At 66.2% G+C, this 18,346-nt stretch carries 17 protein-coding genes and 3 pseudogenes; 10 read left to right on the top strand and 10 right to left on the bottom strand.

The window, feature by feature from the left end; genetic code table 11:
• The first annotated feature begins 128 nt into the window (after positions 1-128).
• Together cobA and ACO1BR_RS19880 are read left to right on the top strand one after the other, a co-directional pair.
• Positions 129-1,367, top strand: a complete 1,239-nt coding sequence (cobA, locus tag ACO1BR_RS19875) for a uroporphyrinogen-III C-methyltransferase (RefSeq protein ID WP_426796413.1) — start codon at positions 129-131, stop codon at positions 1,365-1,367.
• Positions 1,368-1,420: 53 nt separating this feature from the next.
• A complete protein-coding gene (locus ACO1BR_RS19880; protein ID WP_426796414.1) occupies positions 1,421-2,311 on the top strand; it encodes a TrmH family RNA methyltransferase in 891 nt (296 codons plus the stop codon).
• A gap of 413 nt (positions 2,312-2,724) precedes the next feature.
• Here the strand turns inward: ACO1BR_RS19880 and ACO1BR_RS19885 are convergent, their stop codons facing one another.
• The gene (locus ACO1BR_RS19885) at positions 2,725-4,389 is read right to left on the bottom strand and encodes a caspase, EACC1-associated type (RefSeq protein ID WP_426796415.1); all 1,665 of its coding nucleotides are present in this window, start codon (positions 4,387-4,389) and stop codon (positions 2,725-2,727) included.
• On the bottom strand, positions 4,386-4,754 hold the full coding sequence (locus tag ACO1BR_RS19890) for an effector-associated constant component EACC1 (protein WP_426796416.1): 369 nt from the start codon (positions 4,752-4,754) through the stop codon (positions 4,386-4,388). The genes ACO1BR_RS19885 and ACO1BR_RS19890 overlap by 4 nt, the downstream gene beginning before the upstream one ends.
• Positions 4,755-5,586: 832 nt before the next feature.
• Here ACO1BR_RS19890 and ACO1BR_RS19895 point away from each other — a divergent pair.
• Positions 5,587-5,802: a DUF6243 family protein gene (locus ACO1BR_RS19895; RefSeq protein ID WP_243627090.1), complete on the top strand. Its 216-nt coding sequence runs from the start codon at positions 5,587-5,589 to the stop codon at positions 5,800-5,802.
• 310 nt (positions 5,803-6,112) lie between these two features.
• Here ACO1BR_RS19895 and ACO1BR_RS19900 read toward each other — a convergent pair.
• The 3 genes and pseudogenes from ACO1BR_RS19900 to ACO1BR_RS19910 all read right to left on the bottom strand — a co-directional run.
• Positions 6,113-6,454: pseudogene (locus ACO1BR_RS19900) on the bottom strand (transposase); the annotation flags it as partial.
• Positions 6,455-6,564: 110 nt separating this feature from the next.
• Positions 6,565-7,488: a C1 family peptidase gene (locus ACO1BR_RS19905; RefSeq protein WP_426796417.1), complete on the bottom strand. Its 924-nt coding sequence runs from the start codon at positions 7,486-7,488 to the stop codon at positions 6,565-6,567.
• Positions 7,489-8,955: 1,467 nt separating this feature from the next.
• Positions 8,956-9,071, bottom strand: a pseudogene (locus ACO1BR_RS19910) (IS5-like element ISAs34 family transposase); the annotation flags it as partial.
• Between the two features lie 494 nt (positions 9,072-9,565).
• Between ACO1BR_RS19910 and ACO1BR_RS19915 the strand changes: the two are divergent.
• The 4 genes and pseudogenes from ACO1BR_RS19915 to ACO1BR_RS19930 all read left to right on the top strand — a co-directional run bounded on the left by ACO1BR_RS19915 (position 9,566) and on the right by ACO1BR_RS19930 (position 12,912).
• Positions 9,566-10,390: a GH12 family glycosyl hydrolase domain-containing protein gene (locus ACO1BR_RS19915; RefSeq protein WP_426796418.1), complete on the top strand. Its 825-nt coding sequence runs from the start codon at positions 9,566-9,568 to the stop codon at positions 10,388-10,390.
• 338 nt (positions 10,391-10,728) lie between these two features.
• Entirely contained in the window at positions 10,729-11,172 is a 444-nt protein-coding gene (locus tag ACO1BR_RS19920; protein ID WP_426796419.1) for a glycoside hydrolase family 11 protein, read from the top strand.
• A gap of 379 nt (positions 11,173-11,551) precedes the next feature.
• A pseudogene (locus tag ACO1BR_RS19925) lies at positions 11,552-11,638 on the top strand (phosphohydrolase); the annotation flags it as partial.
• Between the two features lie 63 nt (positions 11,639-11,701).
• A protein-coding gene (locus ACO1BR_RS19930) for an IS3 family transposase (RefSeq protein ID WP_426796420.1) occupies positions 11,702-12,912 on the top strand; the annotation gives its coding sequence in 2 pieces (ribosomal slippage) (positions 11,702-11,948 and positions 11,948-12,912; 1,212 coding nt in all).
• Positions 12,913-12,979: 67 nt separating this feature from the next.
• On the opposite strand, the gene ACO1BR_RS19935 is transcribed toward ACO1BR_RS19930, so the two are convergent.
• Both ACO1BR_RS19935 and ACO1BR_RS19940 read right to left on the bottom strand, forming a co-directional pair.
• Positions 12,980-14,665, bottom strand: coding sequence for a B12-binding domain-containing radical SAM protein (locus ACO1BR_RS19935; RefSeq protein WP_426796421.1), 1,686 nt, complete (start codon positions 14,663-14,665; stop codon positions 12,980-12,982).
• A 294-nt stretch (positions 14,666-14,959) separates the two neighbouring features.
• On the bottom strand, positions 14,960-15,163 hold the full coding sequence (locus ACO1BR_RS19940; RefSeq protein WP_426796422.1) for a hypothetical protein: 204 nt from the start codon (positions 15,161-15,163) through the stop codon (positions 14,960-14,962).
• Positions 15,164-15,340: 177 nt separating this feature from the next.
• Here ACO1BR_RS19940 and ACO1BR_RS19945 point away from each other — a divergent pair, with 177 nt between their 5' ends.
• Together ACO1BR_RS19945 and ACO1BR_RS19950 are read left to right on the top strand one after the other, a co-directional pair.
• Complete coding sequence (locus ACO1BR_RS19945) at positions 15,341-15,487, top strand: hypothetical protein (RefSeq protein ID WP_426796423.1); 147 nt, start codon at positions 15,341-15,343, stop codon at positions 15,485-15,487.
• Positions 15,488-15,753: 266 nt separating this feature from the next.
• A complete protein-coding gene (locus tag ACO1BR_RS19950; protein ID WP_426796424.1) occupies positions 15,754-16,347 on the top strand; it encodes a hypothetical protein in 594 nt (197 codons plus the stop codon).
• Positions 16,348-16,404: 57 nt separating this feature from the next.
• On the opposite strand, the gene ACO1BR_RS19955 is transcribed toward ACO1BR_RS19950, so the two are convergent.
• Both ACO1BR_RS19955 and ACO1BR_RS19960 read right to left on the bottom strand, forming a co-directional pair.
• On the bottom strand, positions 16,405-17,151 hold the full coding sequence (locus ACO1BR_RS19955; RefSeq protein WP_426796425.1) for a hypothetical protein: 747 nt from the start codon (positions 17,149-17,151) through the stop codon (positions 16,405-16,407).
• 13 nt (positions 17,152-17,164) lie between these two features.
• Positions 17,165-17,362: a hypothetical protein gene (locus ACO1BR_RS19960; protein ID WP_426796426.1), complete on the bottom strand. Its 198-nt coding sequence runs from the start codon at positions 17,360-17,362 to the stop codon at positions 17,165-17,167.
• Positions 17,363-17,620: 258 nt separating this feature from the next.
• On the opposite strand from ACO1BR_RS19960, the gene ACO1BR_RS19965 reads away from it, so the two are divergent.
• On the top strand, positions 17,621-17,953 hold the full coding sequence (locus tag ACO1BR_RS19965) for a hypothetical protein (RefSeq protein WP_426796427.1): 333 nt from the start codon (positions 17,621-17,623) through the stop codon (positions 17,951-17,953).
• Positions 17,954-18,041: 88 nt separating this feature from the next.
• Here ACO1BR_RS19965 and ACO1BR_RS19970 read toward each other — a convergent pair whose 3' ends face one another.
• Positions 18,042-18,230, bottom strand: coding sequence for a hypothetical protein (locus tag ACO1BR_RS19970; protein ID WP_426796428.1), 189 nt, complete (start codon positions 18,228-18,230; stop codon positions 18,042-18,044).
• Between the last annotated feature and the right edge of the window lie 116 nt (positions 18,231-18,346).

The following is an 18,346-nucleotide window of genomic DNA, read 5'->3' on the forward strand; positions in this document are numbered from 1 at the left end:
CAGGCCCTAGGCTGTGGGCCGGGGCCGTAGCGCCTCCCGGGCCCGTTTCCCCTCATCAGCCGCTCCAGTGCCGCAGCGACTGAGCCGGACGCCGAACCCGCACCATCCGCACAAGGAGCCGTACCACCATGGCCGAGCATGCCTCCGAACACGCCGCCTACCCCGTCGGACTGCGGCTGTCCGGCCGCCGCGTGGTCGTCCTGGGCGCCGGGCAGGTCGCCCAGCGCCGGCTCCCCTCGCTCATCGCCGCGGGCGCCGACGTCCTGCTGATCTCCCCGTCCGCCACCCCCTCCGTCGAGGCGATGGCCGACACCGGCGAGATCCACTGGGAGCGCCGCCGCTACCGGGCCGGTGACCTCGAAGGCGCCTGGTACGCGCTGATCTCCACCGACGACCCCGAGGCCAACGCCGCCGCCTCCCAGGAGGCCGAGGACCGCCGCGTCTGGTGCGTACGCTCCGACGACGCCGAGGCCGCCACCGCCTGGACCCCGGCCACCGGCCGCAGCGAGGGCGTCACCGTGGCCGTGCTCACCGGCCGCGACCCGCGCCGCTCCGCCGCCGTCCGCGACGCCATCGTCGAGGGCCTGCGGGACGGCAGCCTCGCCGCCCCGCACCACCGCCGCCCGCACACCCCCGGTGTGGCCCTGGTCGGCGGCGGCCCCGGCGACCCCGACCTGATCACTGTCCGGGGCCGCCGACTGCTCGCCGAGGCGGACGTGGTCATCGCCGACCGGCTCGGGCCGCGCGATCTGCTCGCCGAACTCCCGCCGCACGTCGAGGTCATCGATGCGGCGAAGATCCCGTACGGCCGCTTCATGGCCCAAGAGGCCATCAACAACGCCCTGATCGAGCATGCCAAGGCCGGCAAGGCCGTGGTCCGTCTCAAGGGCGGCGACCCGTTCGTCTTCGGCCGCGGCATGGAAGAGGCCCAGGCGCTGGCCGCCGCCGGCATCCCCTGCACGGTCGTCCCCGGCATCTCCAGCACCATCTCCGTCCCCGGCGCCGCCGGCATCCCCGTCACCCACCGCGGCGTCGCCCACGAATTCACCGTCGTCAGCGGCCATGTCGCCCCCGACGACGAGCGCTCGCTGGTGGACTGGGCCGCGCTCGCCAAGCTGCGCGGCACCCTCGTCGTCCTGATGGGCGTGGAGAACAGCGGCGCCATCGCCGCCAAGCTCGTGGAGCACGGCCGCGCCGCCGACACCCCCGCCGCGGTCATCCAGGAAGGCACCACTGCCTCCCAGCGCCGCGTCGACGCCACCCTGGCGACCCTCGGCGAGACCGTGCGGGCCGAAGGCGTCCGCCCGCCGGCCGTCATCGTCATCGGAGACGTCGTCACCGTCGCCGGCCCCACCTCCCTCAGCTGACCGATCCGCTCCCCGGCGTGGGAATCCCGAGACCGACAAGGCACTATCTCCCCGTGGCAGAAATCATCACCGTCGAGGACCCGGACGACCCGCGGCTGCGCGACTACACCGGTCTCACCGACGTCGAGCTGCGGCGCCGGCGCGAGCCCGCCGAAGGGCTCTTCATCGCCGAGGGCGAGAAGGTCATCCGTCGCGCCCGGCACGCCGGGTACGAGATGCGCTCCATGCTGCTCTCGGCCAAGTGGGTCGACGTCATGCGAGATGTCATCGACGAGGTCCCGGCCCCGGTCTACGCGGTCAGCCCCGACCTCGCCGAGCGGGTGACGGGCTATCACGTCCACCGCGGGGCGCTCGCCTCGATGCAGCGCAAACCGCTGCCGGACGCCACCGAACTGCTGCGCGCCACCCGCCGCATCGTGGTCATGGAAGCCGTCAACGACCACACCAACATCGGCGCCATGTTGCCTTTGGGTCTCCAAAGGAGTGCAGGTCAGCGCGTCGCCATCTTCGAGGACATCGTTGATCACGCGAATCTGGGGGCTGCCTTCCGCAACGCAGCTGCTCTGGGTGTGGACGCTGTTTTCCTCACGCCGCGCTGCGCCGACCCTCTCTACCGGCGGGCCGTGAAGGTGTCGATGGGCGCTGTCTTCCACGTTCCCTGGACCCGGCTGACCTCTTGGCCGAAGGACATCGAGCTGTTCCGCCGGCACGGCTTCGTGACGGCTGCCTTGTGCCTCGGTGAGAAGTCGATCACGATTGACGAACTGGCCGCCCGCCGGTACGAGAAGCTGGCCCTGATGCTTGGCACAGAAGGCGAGGGACTGTCGGTCGACGCCCTGCGCGCGGCCGATGAATGGGTCCGGATCCCGATGGCCGCAGGAGTGGACTCCCTCAATGTCGCCGCAGCCTCCGCTGTGGCCTTCTACGCGACGAGGCTTCAGTAAGCCCCCACCGCCGCAAAACGAGCCTCAAAAGATCGTCGGTGTTTGTGTGCTGGCTACGGGTGAGGCAACCAGCCGTCTGCCCAGCCAGTGCCTCGGCCTTAGAAGAGACCGGTGCAGTTCACCGATCGCACCGCTTTGACCTGGCTCTTTCTTAAGGCGAGCGCTGCATGCCAGACCAACTTCGACACGTATTCGACAGGGAGCCCCACGAAGCCAGTTCGCGGGCACTCCTGTCGGCACTCCCGCGACGTATGGCATCGGCACGGTGATTACCACTTTAGAAGTGCGCGCCAGTGCCCGTTGTCAGACCGCGCGGATCCGTCTACATGGCGTCGGCTCGTGTGCCGGACTCCGTCGAGATGTGCTGACGTCCCGCCCCGTTGACGTCGAGTGTGGGCATCCGTCTAACTGCGTCACTCCATGTCACTCCATCGGTTGCGGTGCTGCTTCACACACTCCAGGTCGATGGTGTGCTGAGGGTGCGTATTCAGGGTGCCCACCTCCTCGCCAGCCCGGATGACGCTGAGATCATCGTTAATGACGATGGCGCCGGCATCCAACATCACATGACAGTTTGAGCAGAGGCAGAGCACATTGCCAGCTGTGTCCGGACCGTTGTGCGGACTTTCCAAAGCCTGAAGGTGTGCGCCTTCGCTGTAGCTCCCGCCAGGCACTTCGATACGCACACTACAGACCTGGCATCGGTTATCGTGCCATTCCTTGACCTGGCGATGCGTCGAGTTGCTATGAACGATTCGCTGCACAACTCGTTCGGGCTGATCGATGCCTTCCAATTTTTTTCGCGCGGTTACGCGTTCAATCTTGGGCTCCACCATATCGTTAAGGTCGCCCTGTTGTTTCATCTTCGGGAGCGGAGTGCCCTCGCATGCTTCTAGCCGAAACTGCCAAATCAAGAATCCATCGAGGCTGGTCTTGCTGCCGTAGCTGGTCACACGGTAGAGGCCGTCGTACCGGTAGCCCTTACTGGGCGCATAGCGTGACGCGATCTGCCAGCCGCGGATAACCCGGACCGGGAGCCCTTCGAGGTAACTGGTCACCAGGGCGGCGTTGCCGGAGTCGTCCAGGGATTGACCTCTAACCTGGTTTCCGGCCTGGTCTAATCCGCCGTGACCGGTGTAGATGATGACATCACCATGGTCCTCGTCGTCTTTATAGCCGCCGGAGAGGATGATGGATTCTGCGCCGGTCTTTCTGGTTCCACCGATTCCGGAATGTAGTGGGCGATGCACCCCCGCCTCGTGTGCCTGACGCCGTGTGCTGAATCGGCGCCCAGGATAGATATTATTCAGAGGTGCGTCGACTTGGCGACTCTTGGTCAGTATCAGGCTTCCCGCGGAATTGATTGCGCGGCGCTGAGGGCGAGGATGCCCACGCTCAAGGAGGTGAATATCCATCTCCCGGAAGATCTCATCCAACGTGAGCGATTCTTTGTATTTTTCGTCCTTGAACGATTCTTCGTATTCTTCGCTACGCAACGCCCTTAGAAAGGCGTCAGTGAAGGCTGTGTATTTTGCGCCCGCCGGCGCGTAGGCGGTTGCATTCGCCGTCGTCGAGGTCATCGTGTAGGTGCCAGCGATGTCGATCTGCCCGGTTATCGCTCGGTCGGGATCCGACATTGCCTCGACCGCGCGACCTGAAAAACAACAATCCAAAATGAGTACCCGAATTTCTGCCCGGCTGGCTGCGAGCTCCTCCCGGAGGAAGTCGAAGGGGAGCGCTGTCCAGCGCAATTGATCGGGCTTCGTGGAGGACAGCGAGAGGTACAGTCTGCCGCGCTCATCGACCAGCCCATGCCCGCTGTAGTACACGAAGAGCACGTCTGTGGCTTCCGAGCCTTGCGCGAGGGCTTGACCGATCACTGACGTCGCTGCGGGATCTCTGAGGAGTGTGCAGTACTCGGCAGCGAGGGATCCGGTTGTTGAGCTGGTGAGCGCCGCACGAAGGCCATCTAGGTTGGCTGAAACGGCCGGTATGGAGGGCAACCCACCCGCCTCCGAAAACGTGCTGGCGCCGATCAACACGGCTCGCGAACGGGCCGGATCAGGGAAACGGGTCACGACCCTTCCTCCGCACGCAAAATTCGTTCTATGCCTCTCGCTAGTGCTTGGGCGTCGACCCGCTTGGCGTCGACTTCAACACTCCGCCCGTCGCGTGCAGTTACTGTCAACTTGACATCCGAACGTCGCTGCGAGATCCATGCGGTCAATGAGCTCGTCAACGCCACTCCGATCCCGCCGGAGCCAAGAACTACTGTGAGCGCATCGACTAGCCCGCCCATCTCGCCGGAACCAACTGGCGCGTGTTCGAGCCGGACCCGCCCGCGCAAGGCATCGTCCCACTGCAACCAAGCCAGCAGGGAGCGCAGTTCGTCAGCTCCGTTGTCAGTACGGATCCACAGCAGTTGAGAGTCTGGATTCACCACAGAGGTATCTTGCCGGGTATGAATTGAACGCGCATCAGCTTGCACATAGACCGCCCGAAATGGGCAGCGCCGATGACTCTGCGTTGTTAAGCGCATGCGAACTGTATTCCCCGGGAGGCAGGTCTAGAGGTCTTCGGTGTCCCCCGGGCTGGCTGGCTTGGCGTCGAAGGGCGTCCCCAATGGCCAGTGACTGCCCCGCGCCGTCGCCAGGCCCGTGAACGCAAAAGGCCACCTAGCGACGTCTCTAGGTGGCCTCTTCGCTGATGCCCTCGGCAGGATTCGAACCTGCGACATCCGCTTTAGGAGTTCGGTTCGGCTTCTGCGCCCGCCCTGCGCGCCGGCGCTCGGCTGGCGTCGGCAGTTCCGGGCAGTCTGCGGACCTGCCCGGTAAAGCACGATGTTGGGGCCATGATCTTAGAGGCTCGCCCCAAAGTGGCTGCCTAAAGGTTGTCCCGTAACGGCGGGGCGCAAGTGAGATGATCTCTCATGCCGTCAGTATGCTCGCGACCACTGACAACGCCCACGGGGGCCCAGTAACGCCCATCTGGACCTGCCCCAGGCGGGCGGCGACCACCGGCGGGTGCTGGCTGTGCTGAGATTCCCGGAAGGAAACGGCTGACCCCGGGCGCCCGCCGAAGGCCCAGCCGACGCCGGGGCGGCGAAAAGGTTGGTGTGCGGGGCCGGCGGAACCAGGTAACGTCTTTGTCATGTTCTTCCAGACGCCGATTTACGAGTGAGAGCGTGATGGGCCCCTGCTGACGTCCTTCGACGTCGCCGCCCGTCCCCCACCGATGAATCCGTAGACCACTTCACATCACTACCGGGAGAACCCGTGACCGTGAGCAAGAACATCAACAACCCCGTGGGCATGGGCGGCGGCCAGCGCAAGAAGCTGTCCCGCGCCGAACGGCAGAACAACGGTCCGCACCGCAACCTCGACCGCCAGGGTGCAGCCGACCAGAAGGCGGAGCTGGTGCGCAAGATGCGCGAGAAGGCAGGCGCAGCTGAGGGCGCCGGGCAGGCGGGCGACGACACCGCACAGAGCTGACGCACCGCCGCAGCAGGGCGGCACCGCACGGGGCAGGGCCCGGACCGCGACGCGCGGTCCGGGCCCTGCTGCCGTACCGGGCGCGGCCGGCCCCGATCAACTCTCGGCCGACCACCCGTGTCTCAGCCGACCACCCGGGGCAGCCGCAGATTCAGCAGCCCCGTCACCGCCACCACCCCGAGCTGCACCAGGAGCGTCACCACCAGCGCGTTCCCCGTGCCCAGCCCGGGCGACACCGCAGCTATGGGTTGTCCCGTAACTGATCTTCGAACCGGTGCGGGCGAGGTCGGTTGCTGATCCGCCCGTTTGTCTATCCGGTGAGGGCAAGATTGTGCAGTCGTGCGATGCCGAGCATGGCGTGGTGGACGCCGTCGCCTTTGAGGCGGCAGTCGCGGAGGATCTTCCAGGTCTTCATGCGGGCGAAGACGTGCTCGACGCGGGCGCGGACCTGCTTGTGGGACTTGTTGTGCACCTGCTTCCAGCTGGGCAACTCCTCGCCTTTGCGGCGCCTGTGGGGCATCACAAGGCCGGTGCCCGGGTAGCCGCCGTCAGCGATCGTCATGGTGTTGCCGACGGCGGCCTTGGCTCCGGATTCTTCCCATGCTTTGCAGTCGTTGCGGTTGCCGGGAAGGGGGCACCTGACCACGACGATCGCGGAAGCAGTACGGGGCCCGCCTACACCACCGCGGGCTCCGTATGCCAGGGATAGGCAGGTGAGGGATCGGTCACGTTCGCATGGGCGTCGGCCTGGAACTGCCGGGGCTACTTGACGAGTTTGCCGATGGCGTTGGCCTCTTGGACCTGGTTGGCCAGGAAGTCCCACGACAGGTTGATGTAGCCGCCGTCGCCCCAGTTGCTGCCCCAGGAGTTCTCGACGCGGACGCCCTGGTTGTTGTAGCCGACGATGGTGATCTCGTGGCCGCCGAGGACGGGGTCCTCGGCGCCGCCGGGCTGGTAGGAGTAGTCGGCCGCCGTCTGCTGGGTGATGTCCTGGAAGCTCTGGTGCACTTGGAGGGAGATGGCGACCGGCTCGCCGTCGGCGAGGGCCTGCTTCACGTCGGCCTGGATCTGGTTGCCGGTGTGCAATTGGGTGTGGCCCGACAGCTTCCAGTGCGCGGCGTTCTGGCGCTCGGCGTCGGTCGGCTGGGTGGTGAAGTCGAAGTCGCCCTGGGTGTAGTCCGACTTCGAGTCGACTCCCTGCGACTCGGCGATGCTGAACGTGTCGTCCGGGGTGCTGCCCTGGTCGTTGCCCTTGGCTATCTGGGCATAGGTGTACATGGGTGCCTGCGGGCCGCCGGAGATGCCCTGCTGCTTCTCCTGGATGCTGTAGCCGGAGTAGTCGATGGCCCAGGACACGCAGGAGCCGACCCTGCCTTGATTGCCTGGGGCGATCGCGTACTGGCTCAGGTCCACGCTGTCCCGCACGTCCTGGGGCGCGCCGCCCTTGTGTGGCGAGAGGGCGGCGAGGCGGGAGACGACCGAGGTGTGCGTGGCGAGTGCGCTGGCCTTGCCGCCGGAGGGCAGCTTGGCGCCGAGCGCGTAGTGGTGGTGTGTGTCGGCGGGGGTGTCGAACGTGCCTGAGGCCGAGGCGATGCCGGCGGACAGGGCGGCGATGGCGCCGGCGGCGGCCATGGCGATGGCGGTGCGGGCTTTCGTGGTCGTTCTCTTCTTGTGCGAGGGGGTCATGTGGGGGGTGTCTCCTCAGGGACGGAGGTTCTGTGACCCGGTGCGGGTCATGAGCCGCCAGCCGGGTCCGGCCGGCGGAGCTTGGATGGGCGGGGCGGCTGGGTACGCCTGGGATCCGGCCGTGCCGGGCGCGGGAGTACGGGGTCGCGGAGGTTGGGGTTCGTACGAAACCGTTGCGATGCGTGTCGCACCGCGGTGGCTGAGGCGGACCCGCCGGAGCTGCTGTCCTGCGGCACGGAGCCGCTTTTCAATGACCTTGCGCAGAGGGCGAGTTCAGCAGGTGATCCGGTCGGCGGTACGTAGCCCGGCTGCGGAGCGGTGGGCCGGGGGAGCGCGTGGCTATCGCGCGGGGCGGCAGATCTCTGGGACGGCACCAGGGGTGGCCGCGGCCAGGGGCAGGGGTGCGGCGGCGGGTGCGCCGGGGTGGCGCGGTGGGGATCCAGGCGAGGTCCGCAATGGAGTCTCCTTGCGTATGGCAGCAGCCCGTGCCTGACGGCCGCCGGGGGCGGTCGTGGTGCTTGGGCGGCTCCCATGGGTGTGGGGGTAAGGAGCCTGAAGCGACGGACTGCCGATCTTGGAGAGTCCGGCGGTGATGCCGGTGGAACTTCTGTTCGGCAGGCCGATTGGGGCAGGAAGTTATGCGGCTCACGCATCGGGTGTCAATGGCCGAAAGTCTTCGGGCAGCGGGCAGTTGGTACCCGGACGACGTGAATGTTCCAAAGATTTCAAGTGTGTTGGTGTGAGGTAGTGGGGTTGGGGGTGTTCGCTCTCGTCGACAGGGCGGTGCTGGCGGCGTGGGGGGTGGCGCCGGCTGTGGGTTCAATTCCGTGACCAGGGAAGACGCGGTCGGGGTGACCGGTTGGGCAGGGTGGACGCCGCCGTCGGAAGAGGACGGGATCGAGGTGCGGGACTGGCCCGCTGGAAAGCGCGCCCAGAGCTGGCTGAGCTTCCTTCTTTTTTCCTTCCCTTTTCTCATTCATGGGGTTGGGCATGCGCATGAAGGACGCCGACGCGGCGCTCGCCACCAAGGTCCGCTCCAGGCGCTTGACTTACACCGAGGGCGGACGTGCCAGATGTACCGCCTGCTGGGGGCGGGCGACGTCGATGCCATCGTGGTCAGCCTGGACGCGCACGGCTACGACGTCCGGTACGTCCTCGAACAGGACACGATCCTCACCGCGGAACCGCCCCCGACAGTCTCGGCAGCCCAGTCGAAGACGTACGCACCAGCGCCGAGCGCCGGCGCGCGGCAGTGCGCCGGTCCACGTGCGGACGGCGAGACGCAAGGAGGGAGGACTCCTCAGGTTGCAGCAGTCGACGAGCTCAGCGGCGCGGAGGACGATGGAGGGGCGTGGCCTCGTTGGCCACAGCCCGAGGCCGCGGAGGAGTGGGACACGGCTGCGACCCACGGCTGCTGTGGATCTTGGCGGCTTGTGCCAGGAGGGCGGGGGCGTGGCGTTCGCCTAAGTCGGGCTTCTCCGGGATGACGGCCTTGATGGGGCGTCTGCGCAGGTAGGCACGGTTCGCCCGGGAGGAATACGTCTTATCGGCGGCGACGCACCGGGGCGTGTGCGCGACCGCCCCAGTGCGGCGGCCTTCAGCCACCCACATCTCGTACCGGCCTCGTGCCCACCGACCGACCCAGATGCCGCCCCTTCCGCGCCGCAACGATCGTTCAGATCAACTCCCATGCCTCAACCGGCAGATCCCTCGGGCGCGGCCGTCGCCCAGCCGCTCCTACCAGCAGACCGCAGCCCCGACCAACTGCAAGCCCTCAACCGGGACGGCAACCCCGATGATTCGCTTAAGGGCCATTTAAGGAGTGAATAATGCAGGCTTGTTGACACCTGGAAGCAAGTGCTGGCTTGATGAGGTGCAGCGCCAAGGGGACCGCTCCTGGACACCACGCGACTGGCTTTTGTTCCCTGGCAGTTCGCGTCAGGCCGCGACGTGCAGCTGTCTGTCTTGCCTGCGCTGGACCTTGTCGCGGCTCAACGGGAGTGCCCCTATGGCTCTCTTCCTTGAACCTTCAGCGGCATAGATGCGATAGCTGCATTCAGGTTTCGAAAGGACCACCGTGAAAAGGTTACTCATCCGTCGGCGGCACAGGGTCGGGGTGTTGATGGCCCTGCTGGCTGCTGCGCTGCTGTCCGCGACGTGGCTGGTGGTGGCGCCGTCGGCGTCGGCCGGCACCACCACCCTCTGCGACATGTTCGGCAGCATGGCGGTGTCGGGCGGAAAGTACATCGTCCAGAACGACGAGTGGGGCGACTCGGTCCCGCAGTGCATCGGCGTCTCCGACGCCGGTTTCAACGTCACCACGGGCGACCACAACCTGGCGGGCAGCGGTGCGCCGGCGGCCTATCCGTCGATCTACGCAGGCTGCCACTTCGGCAAATGCTCCAGCGGCAACGGCCTGCCGCAACAGGTGTCGTCCTTCACCGCCCCGCAGTCCAGCGTGAACTTCACCACCCCCAACAGCGGCCAGTGGGACGCCTCCTACGACATCTGGTTCGACACCAACTCCAACCCCACCGGCCAGAACAACGGTGAGGAGCTGATGATCTGGGCCAACCACTCCGGGCCTCCACAGCCGTTCGGCTCAAAGGTCGGCACCGTCAAGCTGGCGGGCGCCAACTGGGATGTGTGGTATGCCCGCCAGGGCAGCAACCCCGCCTGGAACACCGTCTCCTACGTCCGCCAACAGCCCACCAACGACCTCACGGTGAACATCAAAGACTTCACCAACGACTCGATCACACGGGGCTACATGCAGCCCTCCTGGTACATGACCAGCGTGCAGTTCGGCTTCGAACCATGGGTCGGCGGCCCCGGCCTGGCCGTGAACAACTTCTCCTACACCCCTAACGGCAGCGATACATCCAGCGCGCACGTGAGATAGAGCAGCGGACGCTCCCCAGACGTCAGCGGCTCCGGCACGACGGACGGCACACCCGTCCAGCCGTGGGACTGCTGCGGCGGCTGAAACAGAAATGGACTGCAGCTAACGGCACCGTTACCAACCCTCATACGGGCAGATGCCTGGACACCGACGGCTCCGGTAACGGTGCCCCGTTGACAGACCTCAACCACTATCGATCCGGGTTACCCGCGCGACCTGATCCTCCGGTCGTCGATAGCGGAACTACCGGTCAAACCCTGCCACTTGCGTGACGCGGACGCGCGGTCGACGGCGTCCTGGCCACCGACGGGCCCGGCGAGCCCTATCGCGGAGGAAGCATGGACGAGCACGACACCCTCGCCAACCCGATCAACCGCAGGAGTTTCATCGGCCGTGCCAGCGCGCTGGCGCTGGTCGTGGGGGCGTCGGCGACGATGCTCTCCGGCACCGCCAACGCCGACACCACCATCACGTCCAATCAAACCGGCACCAACGACGGCCACTACTACTCATTCTGGACCGATGGTGGCGGGGCGACCTCCATGTCCTTGCGATACGGCGGCAATTACAGCACCTCATGGACCAACTGCGGCAATTTCACCTCCGGTACGGGCTGGAGCACCGGCGGACGCATGAGTGTGAACTACTCAGGCAGCTTCAGCCTGTCCGGCAACGCATACCTGTCTTTCTATGGGTGGACGACAGACCCACTCGTGGAGTACTACATCACTGACAACTGGGGGCTTATAGGCCCACGGAAGGAGCATATATGGGCACAGTGACAAGTCGAGGATGAGTGCTACCGCTTCACTTTCTTTAGTGAGGCATGAAGCCTGGCTTATATTCAGCCAGCGAGTGAAGCCGCGCTAGGTGGTCCTGCGCCGCTGGCTCTGAGCTGCACCGCCGCATCTCGGCAGCGAGTTCACGGCTGGCCATGATGAGCGACGGCACCGATTGCCGGTCCCCTTCAAGGGCCCGTTCGCTCATGATGAGTGCCTGTTACAAGTCGCCCTCACGCGCCGCCGTGACGCCCAGCATGACGCGGGCTTCGGCCTTGAGCATCGGCGAGCGCTCGGTGCCGTCGAAGTCCGTTCCCGCCCTTAGCACTTCGTCGGCGAGCGTGCGCGCAAGCTTTTCTTCGCCGACGAGGCGGTAGCAGTCGGGCCCGATACGGTCGTCGGTCGCTTCATTCAGCGAGCTGCCCCCGAGATTCATGCTGTCGTGGATCGGGTTGAGGAGCGGTTCTGAGGCTGATCCTTTGGAGTGGACAGCCTGACAATGGATCTTGATGGTCCAGGGAGGGATGTCCAGGTGGGACGCAAGTCTCCGCATCCGGAGGAGTTCAGGAAGGACGCCGTCGCGCTCTACCGCGCCGCGGCCGGGAAGCGGACGTACGCGGCGGTGGCCGCGGATCTCGGCATCACCGCGGAGTCGCTGCGGACGTGGGTCCGCAAGGACGAGGCCCAGGCTGCGCCCGGACGCCGCGATCCCGCCACAAGCGAGGCGGAGGAGCTGGCCCGGCTGAGGGCCGAGAACCCCCGGCTAATGAAGGCGGAGAAGGAGTGGCAGCTGGAGCGCGAGATCCTGCGTCGAGCAGCTGCCTATTTCGCTCGGGAGGTGAAGTGAACCCCCGCCGCTGGGACTTCATCTCCGACCACTGCGCCGACTTCGGCGTCAAGCGGATCTGCCGGGTGCTCGGAGTCTCCCGCTCCGGCTACTACGGGCACCTGGCCACCGCGCAGTCCCGTGCCGAGCGCCAGGCCGAGGAGGAACGGACCGTGAGCAAGATCCGCGCCATCCACGCCGAGCACCGAGGCGCCTATGGCGCCCCGCGCATCCACGCCGAACTCCGCGCCCGTGGGCATCGGATCAACCGCAAGCGCGTCACCCGGCTGATGCGGATCAACCACATCGCCGGGCGACATCTGCGGAAAAAGAAGCGGACGACGATCGCGGACAGGGCCGCGCCGCCCGTGCCGGACCTGGTGATGCGCGACTTCACCGCGGACACACTGAACACCAGGTGGTGCGGCGACATCACTTACATAGCCGTCGGATCGGCCTGGCTCTACCTCGCCACGGTGATTGACATTTGCTCAAGGAAGGTGGCGGGCTGGTCGATCGCCGACCACATACGCACCAGCCTGGTCACCGACGCGATCGAGATGGCCGTGACCACCCGCGACGGTCAGGTGGACGGCGTCGTCTTTCACACCGACAGGGGCACCCAATACAGTGCGGCCGCCTTCGCCGAGGTGTGCCGTCGGCATGGCATCCGGCGCAGCATGGGCCGGGTCGGTTCGAGCTACGACAATGCCCTGGCCGAGTCGTTCTTCCAGGGCCTCAAGCGCGAGTTGCTCCACGGCAGGCGCTGGATCTCCAAGGCGCAGACTCGGCTGGAGCTGTTCCGCTGGCTGTCGTACTACAACCAGCGCCGCCGGCATTCCGCGCTCGGCTACCTCACACCAGCCGAGTTCGAACAGCAAATGATCACGTCACGTACGCTGTCACTCCTCGCATGAAACCCGGTGTCCACTACCGGGGATCAACCTCATCCGCAGTGGTGGTACTGCCGGCGGTCACTCGACTTCACAGTTCCGTCAGGAGCGTGTGCGTGCGAGCCGTGGCATCGCCGGACTCTGGGGCGAGGGCGTCGATGTGCCGGGCGCCGCGTAGTAGCAGTTCGCGCAGGGAGGGGGAGCCGGTTCCTGAGTGTGGTAGCAGGGTGGTGAAATCGGTGGTGCCGCTGTTGCTGTGGCGCTCGCAGTCGTCGAGAGCGTTGTCGAAGAATAGGTTGGGTGCGTGACGGATGGCTACGACGTCCAGTTGCAGGGCGAGTTCGTCCGGTGTTACCGGATGGTCGACGCGGCGGCGAGTCCGGGTCTGCAGGAGTGCCTCGGCCTTTGCCAGCACGAGGTCGACGGCCGGCTGGTAGGTGATCCGAAACCATTCGAGGGCCTGGTGGAACCGTGCGGTGGCCGGGTCCTCGATGAGCGTGGCGATGGGCGGCAACTCTGATAGGCCGAAGGCAGTACCACGTCGCTGCTCGTAGTGGTTCCGCATCGGCGTGCCGGCGTGGAGTGCCAGACTGGTGTACAGGTGGTCGTGTGGCGCGTAGTCGTAGAATCCGCCTGCGCGCAGGAATCGCTGGTTGGCGCGCAGGTCCTCGACCGTGGTCTGTGGGTCGATCATGATGAAGTCCAGGACCACTCCGAGTCCGTGGCGGTTCAGCAGTTTCACCGCGGCCAGGTTGTCCGCCGGCTCGACTCCCTTGGCGAGTCGGTTGAGGACGTGGGGCGAGGCGCTCTCGATACCCAGTTCGACAAAGCGCAGACCCCGCTCCTTGAGATCCGGCAGCGAATCCTGGTGCTTGATTAACTGGTTGACGCGGGTGGCGAAACTGAAGGTGATCTCCGGGTCGTAGGAATGCAGGGCCTGGGCGATCTGCAGGGCTCGCTGGGGACGGACGAAGAAGTTGGCGTCGGTGAAGTAGACGTGTTTGTAGTCGATGCCGTCGACGGCCCGGAAGTGGGCCATTTCGGCTACCACGGACTCGCCGGACCGCACCCGGTACTTGCGGCCGATGATCAGTACGCCGCAGAAGGAGCAGTTGTACGGGCAACTGCGGCTGGAGTTCATGGCGATCGCCGGAAGGAGTGTCCCCTGCGCGGGGTTGAAATAAGTCAGTGGCGGATAGCCGGAGTCGTGGACGAACGGGAAGTCCGGAAAGGGCAAGCCATCGAGATCGTCGAGGAACGGCGAGTCCGGATTGGCTCGGATCTCTTCGGAGGGCAGCCGTACGGTGGTCCCCGGAACGTCCCACCAGGGAGCGTCAGTTCCCTTGCGAGCGAGGTCGAGCAGGGGCTTTTCTCCCTCGCGACGGACTACGGCGTCGACGTCCGGGCAATCCCGCATGATCTCGGTGTGCATGGCGGTGGCATGCGGGCCGCCGAGCACGATGCGCGCCCCAGGATTGCGGCGCTTGATCCAAGCCGCGTGCTCCAGTGCGGCGGCGAACGACTCGTTGTAGACGGAGAATCCGACGAGGGAGAACTGGTCAAGGCTGTGTCGCTCGGATAGGTCGGCCGGGTCCTCAAGGCTGTCGCCGAAGTCGAATCCGGTTGCCTCGAAGCCGTGTCGATGCAGATATGCGCCGATATAGGCGAGTCCGACAGGCCGGGACTTTCGGCGGCCGGCATAACCGATGGATGGGTTGACGAGGGCGATGCCGTCCCTCGCAGCCGTCGTGGCGGCCGACCACATGGCGTTCGTCATGCATTCCTCCAGACGAGGACGCCCCGATCCAGCAGCGTCTGGAGCAACCGCCGGGACGACTCGGGCAGGCGCGCCATCTCAGTGTCCTTCAGGGAACCGACCACGCTGCGCCAGAGCCGGGACGCCGATGCATTCAGTCGTAGACACTCGCCTTCCGGCCCGCCCCCGGCGATATACACCTGCCCGCATTCGTCGAGTACGGGACGCGCGCAGCGCAATACCATTGCACCCTCCAGCGCATCAGACGAGGTGGCGTGGTGGAGGCCCCACTGTGCCTGCACCCCGCTAATTTCCCTAGAGCCATGCGCCCATCTTGGTGTAGCTGGCGTCGCCCAGGCTTACCACCTCGGCCTCGGGAGCATCGAACCCTCCGCCGACGAGCCCTCCCTCGGCGAGGTCGTCGCCTGCCGTGGACCGAGCGGTGTCGGGAGCGGTGAGCTCACCAAGCTGCGCCGTTGTCTCCTCCGCCGGTTGCTGTGCATTCCCGAATGCCGTCATGCTCGCTCCTTCCGGGAGATGTGATCCCTGCACGGTCTTTCCTACCCACTGCCTCCCACCCACAATGCGGCTTTGCGGTAGCCGGCGCCGAGTTTCTGACGCCTGCGCGCCGAGGCTGGGCCGGCCCGCGACACCGAGCGTCTTGATCGCTGGCTGGACGACTCGTTGGATGAGGGCATGACAGCTCACGAGATCGTGCTGCTAACCGACCACAGCTCGCGGGAGGGCAGCCGCAGGGTGCTGGCCGACGCCGTATCACTCCTGACTGGACACGCCCCCGTCCTCATGGACGCCCGCGACTTCTCCGTCGGCGGCCGGGGCTGAGCGGGCGTCACCCACGGGGTCCTGGGCGGGGTTTTGTCGTCCCTGGCGCGGGTGTAGCCGATGCGGATGTGCCCGGCCGGGGTGTTGCCCACGGTCCCGTCGTCTAGTCCGAGGCAGGCGAGGTCAAGCCACCGTTCCCCCCACTGGTTGAATCCACCCTCGGCTCGGCCTACCCGGCCGGGCCCCCGGGTAGGCCGCGAGGAATCGGCCTCGCCGACGAGCCGAAGCGTGCACACCGAGGGACGAGGACAGGGAGTCACCCAGCCATGACACAGCAATACTTTGACAAGGAGCAGTTGAAGGATCTGGTCGCCATCAGCGACTTCCGGGGCTTCCAGCCCGTCTCCACGGACAGCTACTCGGACTCGGAGATCCTCAAGACCATCATGGCCAAGGGGGGCATGAAGATCCTTTTGTTCTGCGCCATCCAGACCGCCGTCGTCGGCTCCGGCAACAAAGTCTTCGGCGAGTTCGTGATGAACGGCGAGAAGATCAACGTTGAGCAAATCTACAAGGAGTTCGACGTCCGCGACGACCTGAGCCTGCAGTCGAAAATCGACCCTGGTGAGCTGACGCCGCGCCGTTTGCAGCGCTTCTACCGTGTCCAGATCAACGAGTACCTCCTGCAGAACCCGGATATTGCCCCGTATCTGTGGAAGAAATTCTCCACTCTGAAGGAGGAGTTCCGGGCCATCACGTTTCCGGGCGCCGAATCTCTCGTGGCGAACAAAGAGGAGGGGCTCTATCTGCTCGAGACGTACAAAACCCTCGATAACCGTCTGGGCCTCAACATCGCTGAGCGCATCCGACGGGTTCTGCTCGCACGGGGGATCATCAGCATCCAGGACATCGTCGAGTAGTGGCCGCGCCGGGGTCGGCGGGGGCCGTGCCGGCCCGCGGGGTGGTGTCGAGGTGGCCTACGTGCTGGGGAACGGGGCCGCCTGCTGGTCGGCGAGGCGGGCCGCGATGGCGCTGCGGAGGCCGTTGCTTGGGTCGGTGGTGCCGTCGACTTCGCGGCGCAGGCCGGCGGGGGTTTCACGTAGGCCGGGTTCGAGGGCGTCGAGGTCGAGGCGAGCCCGCAGCGCGGCACCCTGCGGCTTGGGCAGGCGGTCGACGAGGGAGCGCTCGACGGCGGGCACGGCGCGGCTGGGGTCCGGTTCGGTGAAGTCGGCGCTGGCAAGACCCTGCGGCTTGGTGCGCTGCGTGGCGAGGTAGGTCGGCAGTTCGGCGCGGAGCGCGTTCAGGGTGTCGCGGTCGGCGCCCTTGATGACCTCGGACAGGGTGCGGCCGGCGGTGAGCAGTGCGCGGGCGCGGTCCCACGCGCGGGCCTGCTGGGTCTCGGTGAGGAGCTGTTCGGCCGCGCCGGCCGCCGGGGTGGCGGTGGCATTGTTGGCGACGGTGCGTACCAGGGTGGCGGCGGCGTCGGTTTCGCGCTGGATGCGGTCGAGGTCGGCGGCGGCCTGCTTGCGGGCGGCGCGCTCCATTTCGGCGCGGCGGCGCTGGTTGGCTTCGTCGGTCAGGTCGGGGTCGCGGAAGGTGTGTGCCTTTGCGAGGTCGTCGGACAGGCGGCGGCCCAGCTCGACAAGCTCGGTCTTGCGGGTCTGGGTGAGTCGGTGGGTGGCGGTGTTGGCGGCGGTGTGATCGGGGCCGGTAAGCGCGGGCATGGGTGCAAGTGGGTCAACGGCTTTCGTCGAGGCGGCCGACAGCGAGGCGAAGCAACTCGGTGCGGGTGTCGGCGACTTCGTTCTGAAACGCGGGGTCGTCGAGCCATCGCAGGATGGTGCGGCCGGAGACTCCGGCGGCTTTGGGGGCTTGTCCGTTCGTGCGTCCCTGGGCGAGGGCGAGAACGGCGGCGGGGCGGTTCCTACTGGTCACGGTCTTTGGACTCCAATCGGTCTCCCGCGCGCGGGGTATGGCGCGACCGGTCGCGCGGGCGGGGCGGATACGGCCTCGCGCGCGAGACGCGGAACGACGCGGAACGACATTCGGCGGGGGAGGGATGTCTCTGTGAGGGGGACGGCGTCAAGGCGGAGACCTGCGTCACACAGTCGGGTGGTCTTCGTTCGCTCGTTTCGCCTTGAGGGGAGGTATCGCTCCAGTCGAGTGGTGTGTCGAGACGGAGGAGGGCAAGGCATGGTGGATATCCCGGGAGGACATGACGTCGTGGTGGAGGGACTGAAGGAGGGAATCGAGGAGTCGGTCCCCTTTGAAGGCTCCGAGGTGACGCCGGAGACGCTGGCGGCTCATAAGGAGAGCGTGGGCGGTTTCCTGCACGGCAAGTGGCAGCAGGGGGTGCTGAAGGGCAGCTCTCCCGAGGAAGCGTTCGCGGTGCAGTGCGACGAGAAGAACAACCCGCCGGCCGCCCAGGCCAAGGGCATCGTGACGTGCGACATTGCTATCGCCCCGACCCGCCCCGCGGAGTACGTGATGTTCACGATCCAACAGAACGCCCTTAAGCCGGCCTGAATAAGCCTGAGGGGGTGGGAGTGCAGGGTTGTGCTGGGTTTTCCGAATCTCTCTACGCGTGCGTGTATGGGAAGAAGCGGGGAACCCGTCACAACCCTGCATGTCGGCTGTCAGCCAAATTCGTCGCTTTGACGAGCAGTTCGTCGATGCTGGTGGCGCGGGCGAAGCGGCGCACGGTGGACCGGTCCAGCCGGAGAGTGCGGCAGATCCCCTCCAGCGAACTGCCGTCGGCCAGGAGCTGCTGTACGGCGGCGTACCGCTCTTTCGTCCGCGTCACCAGGCGGCGTTCCCGGCCGCAGACATCGAGCATCAACTCGCCGTCCGATCAAGCGGCAACGTGTCCCTGACAGGGATCAGGAAAGCAGTACAGAGCCTTGTCTATGACTTCAAGCC

This window comes from Streptomyces sp. YGL11-2 (assembly GCF_050054615.1).
Lineage (GTDB): Bacteria > Actinomycetota > Actinomycetes > Streptomycetales > Streptomycetaceae > Streptomyces.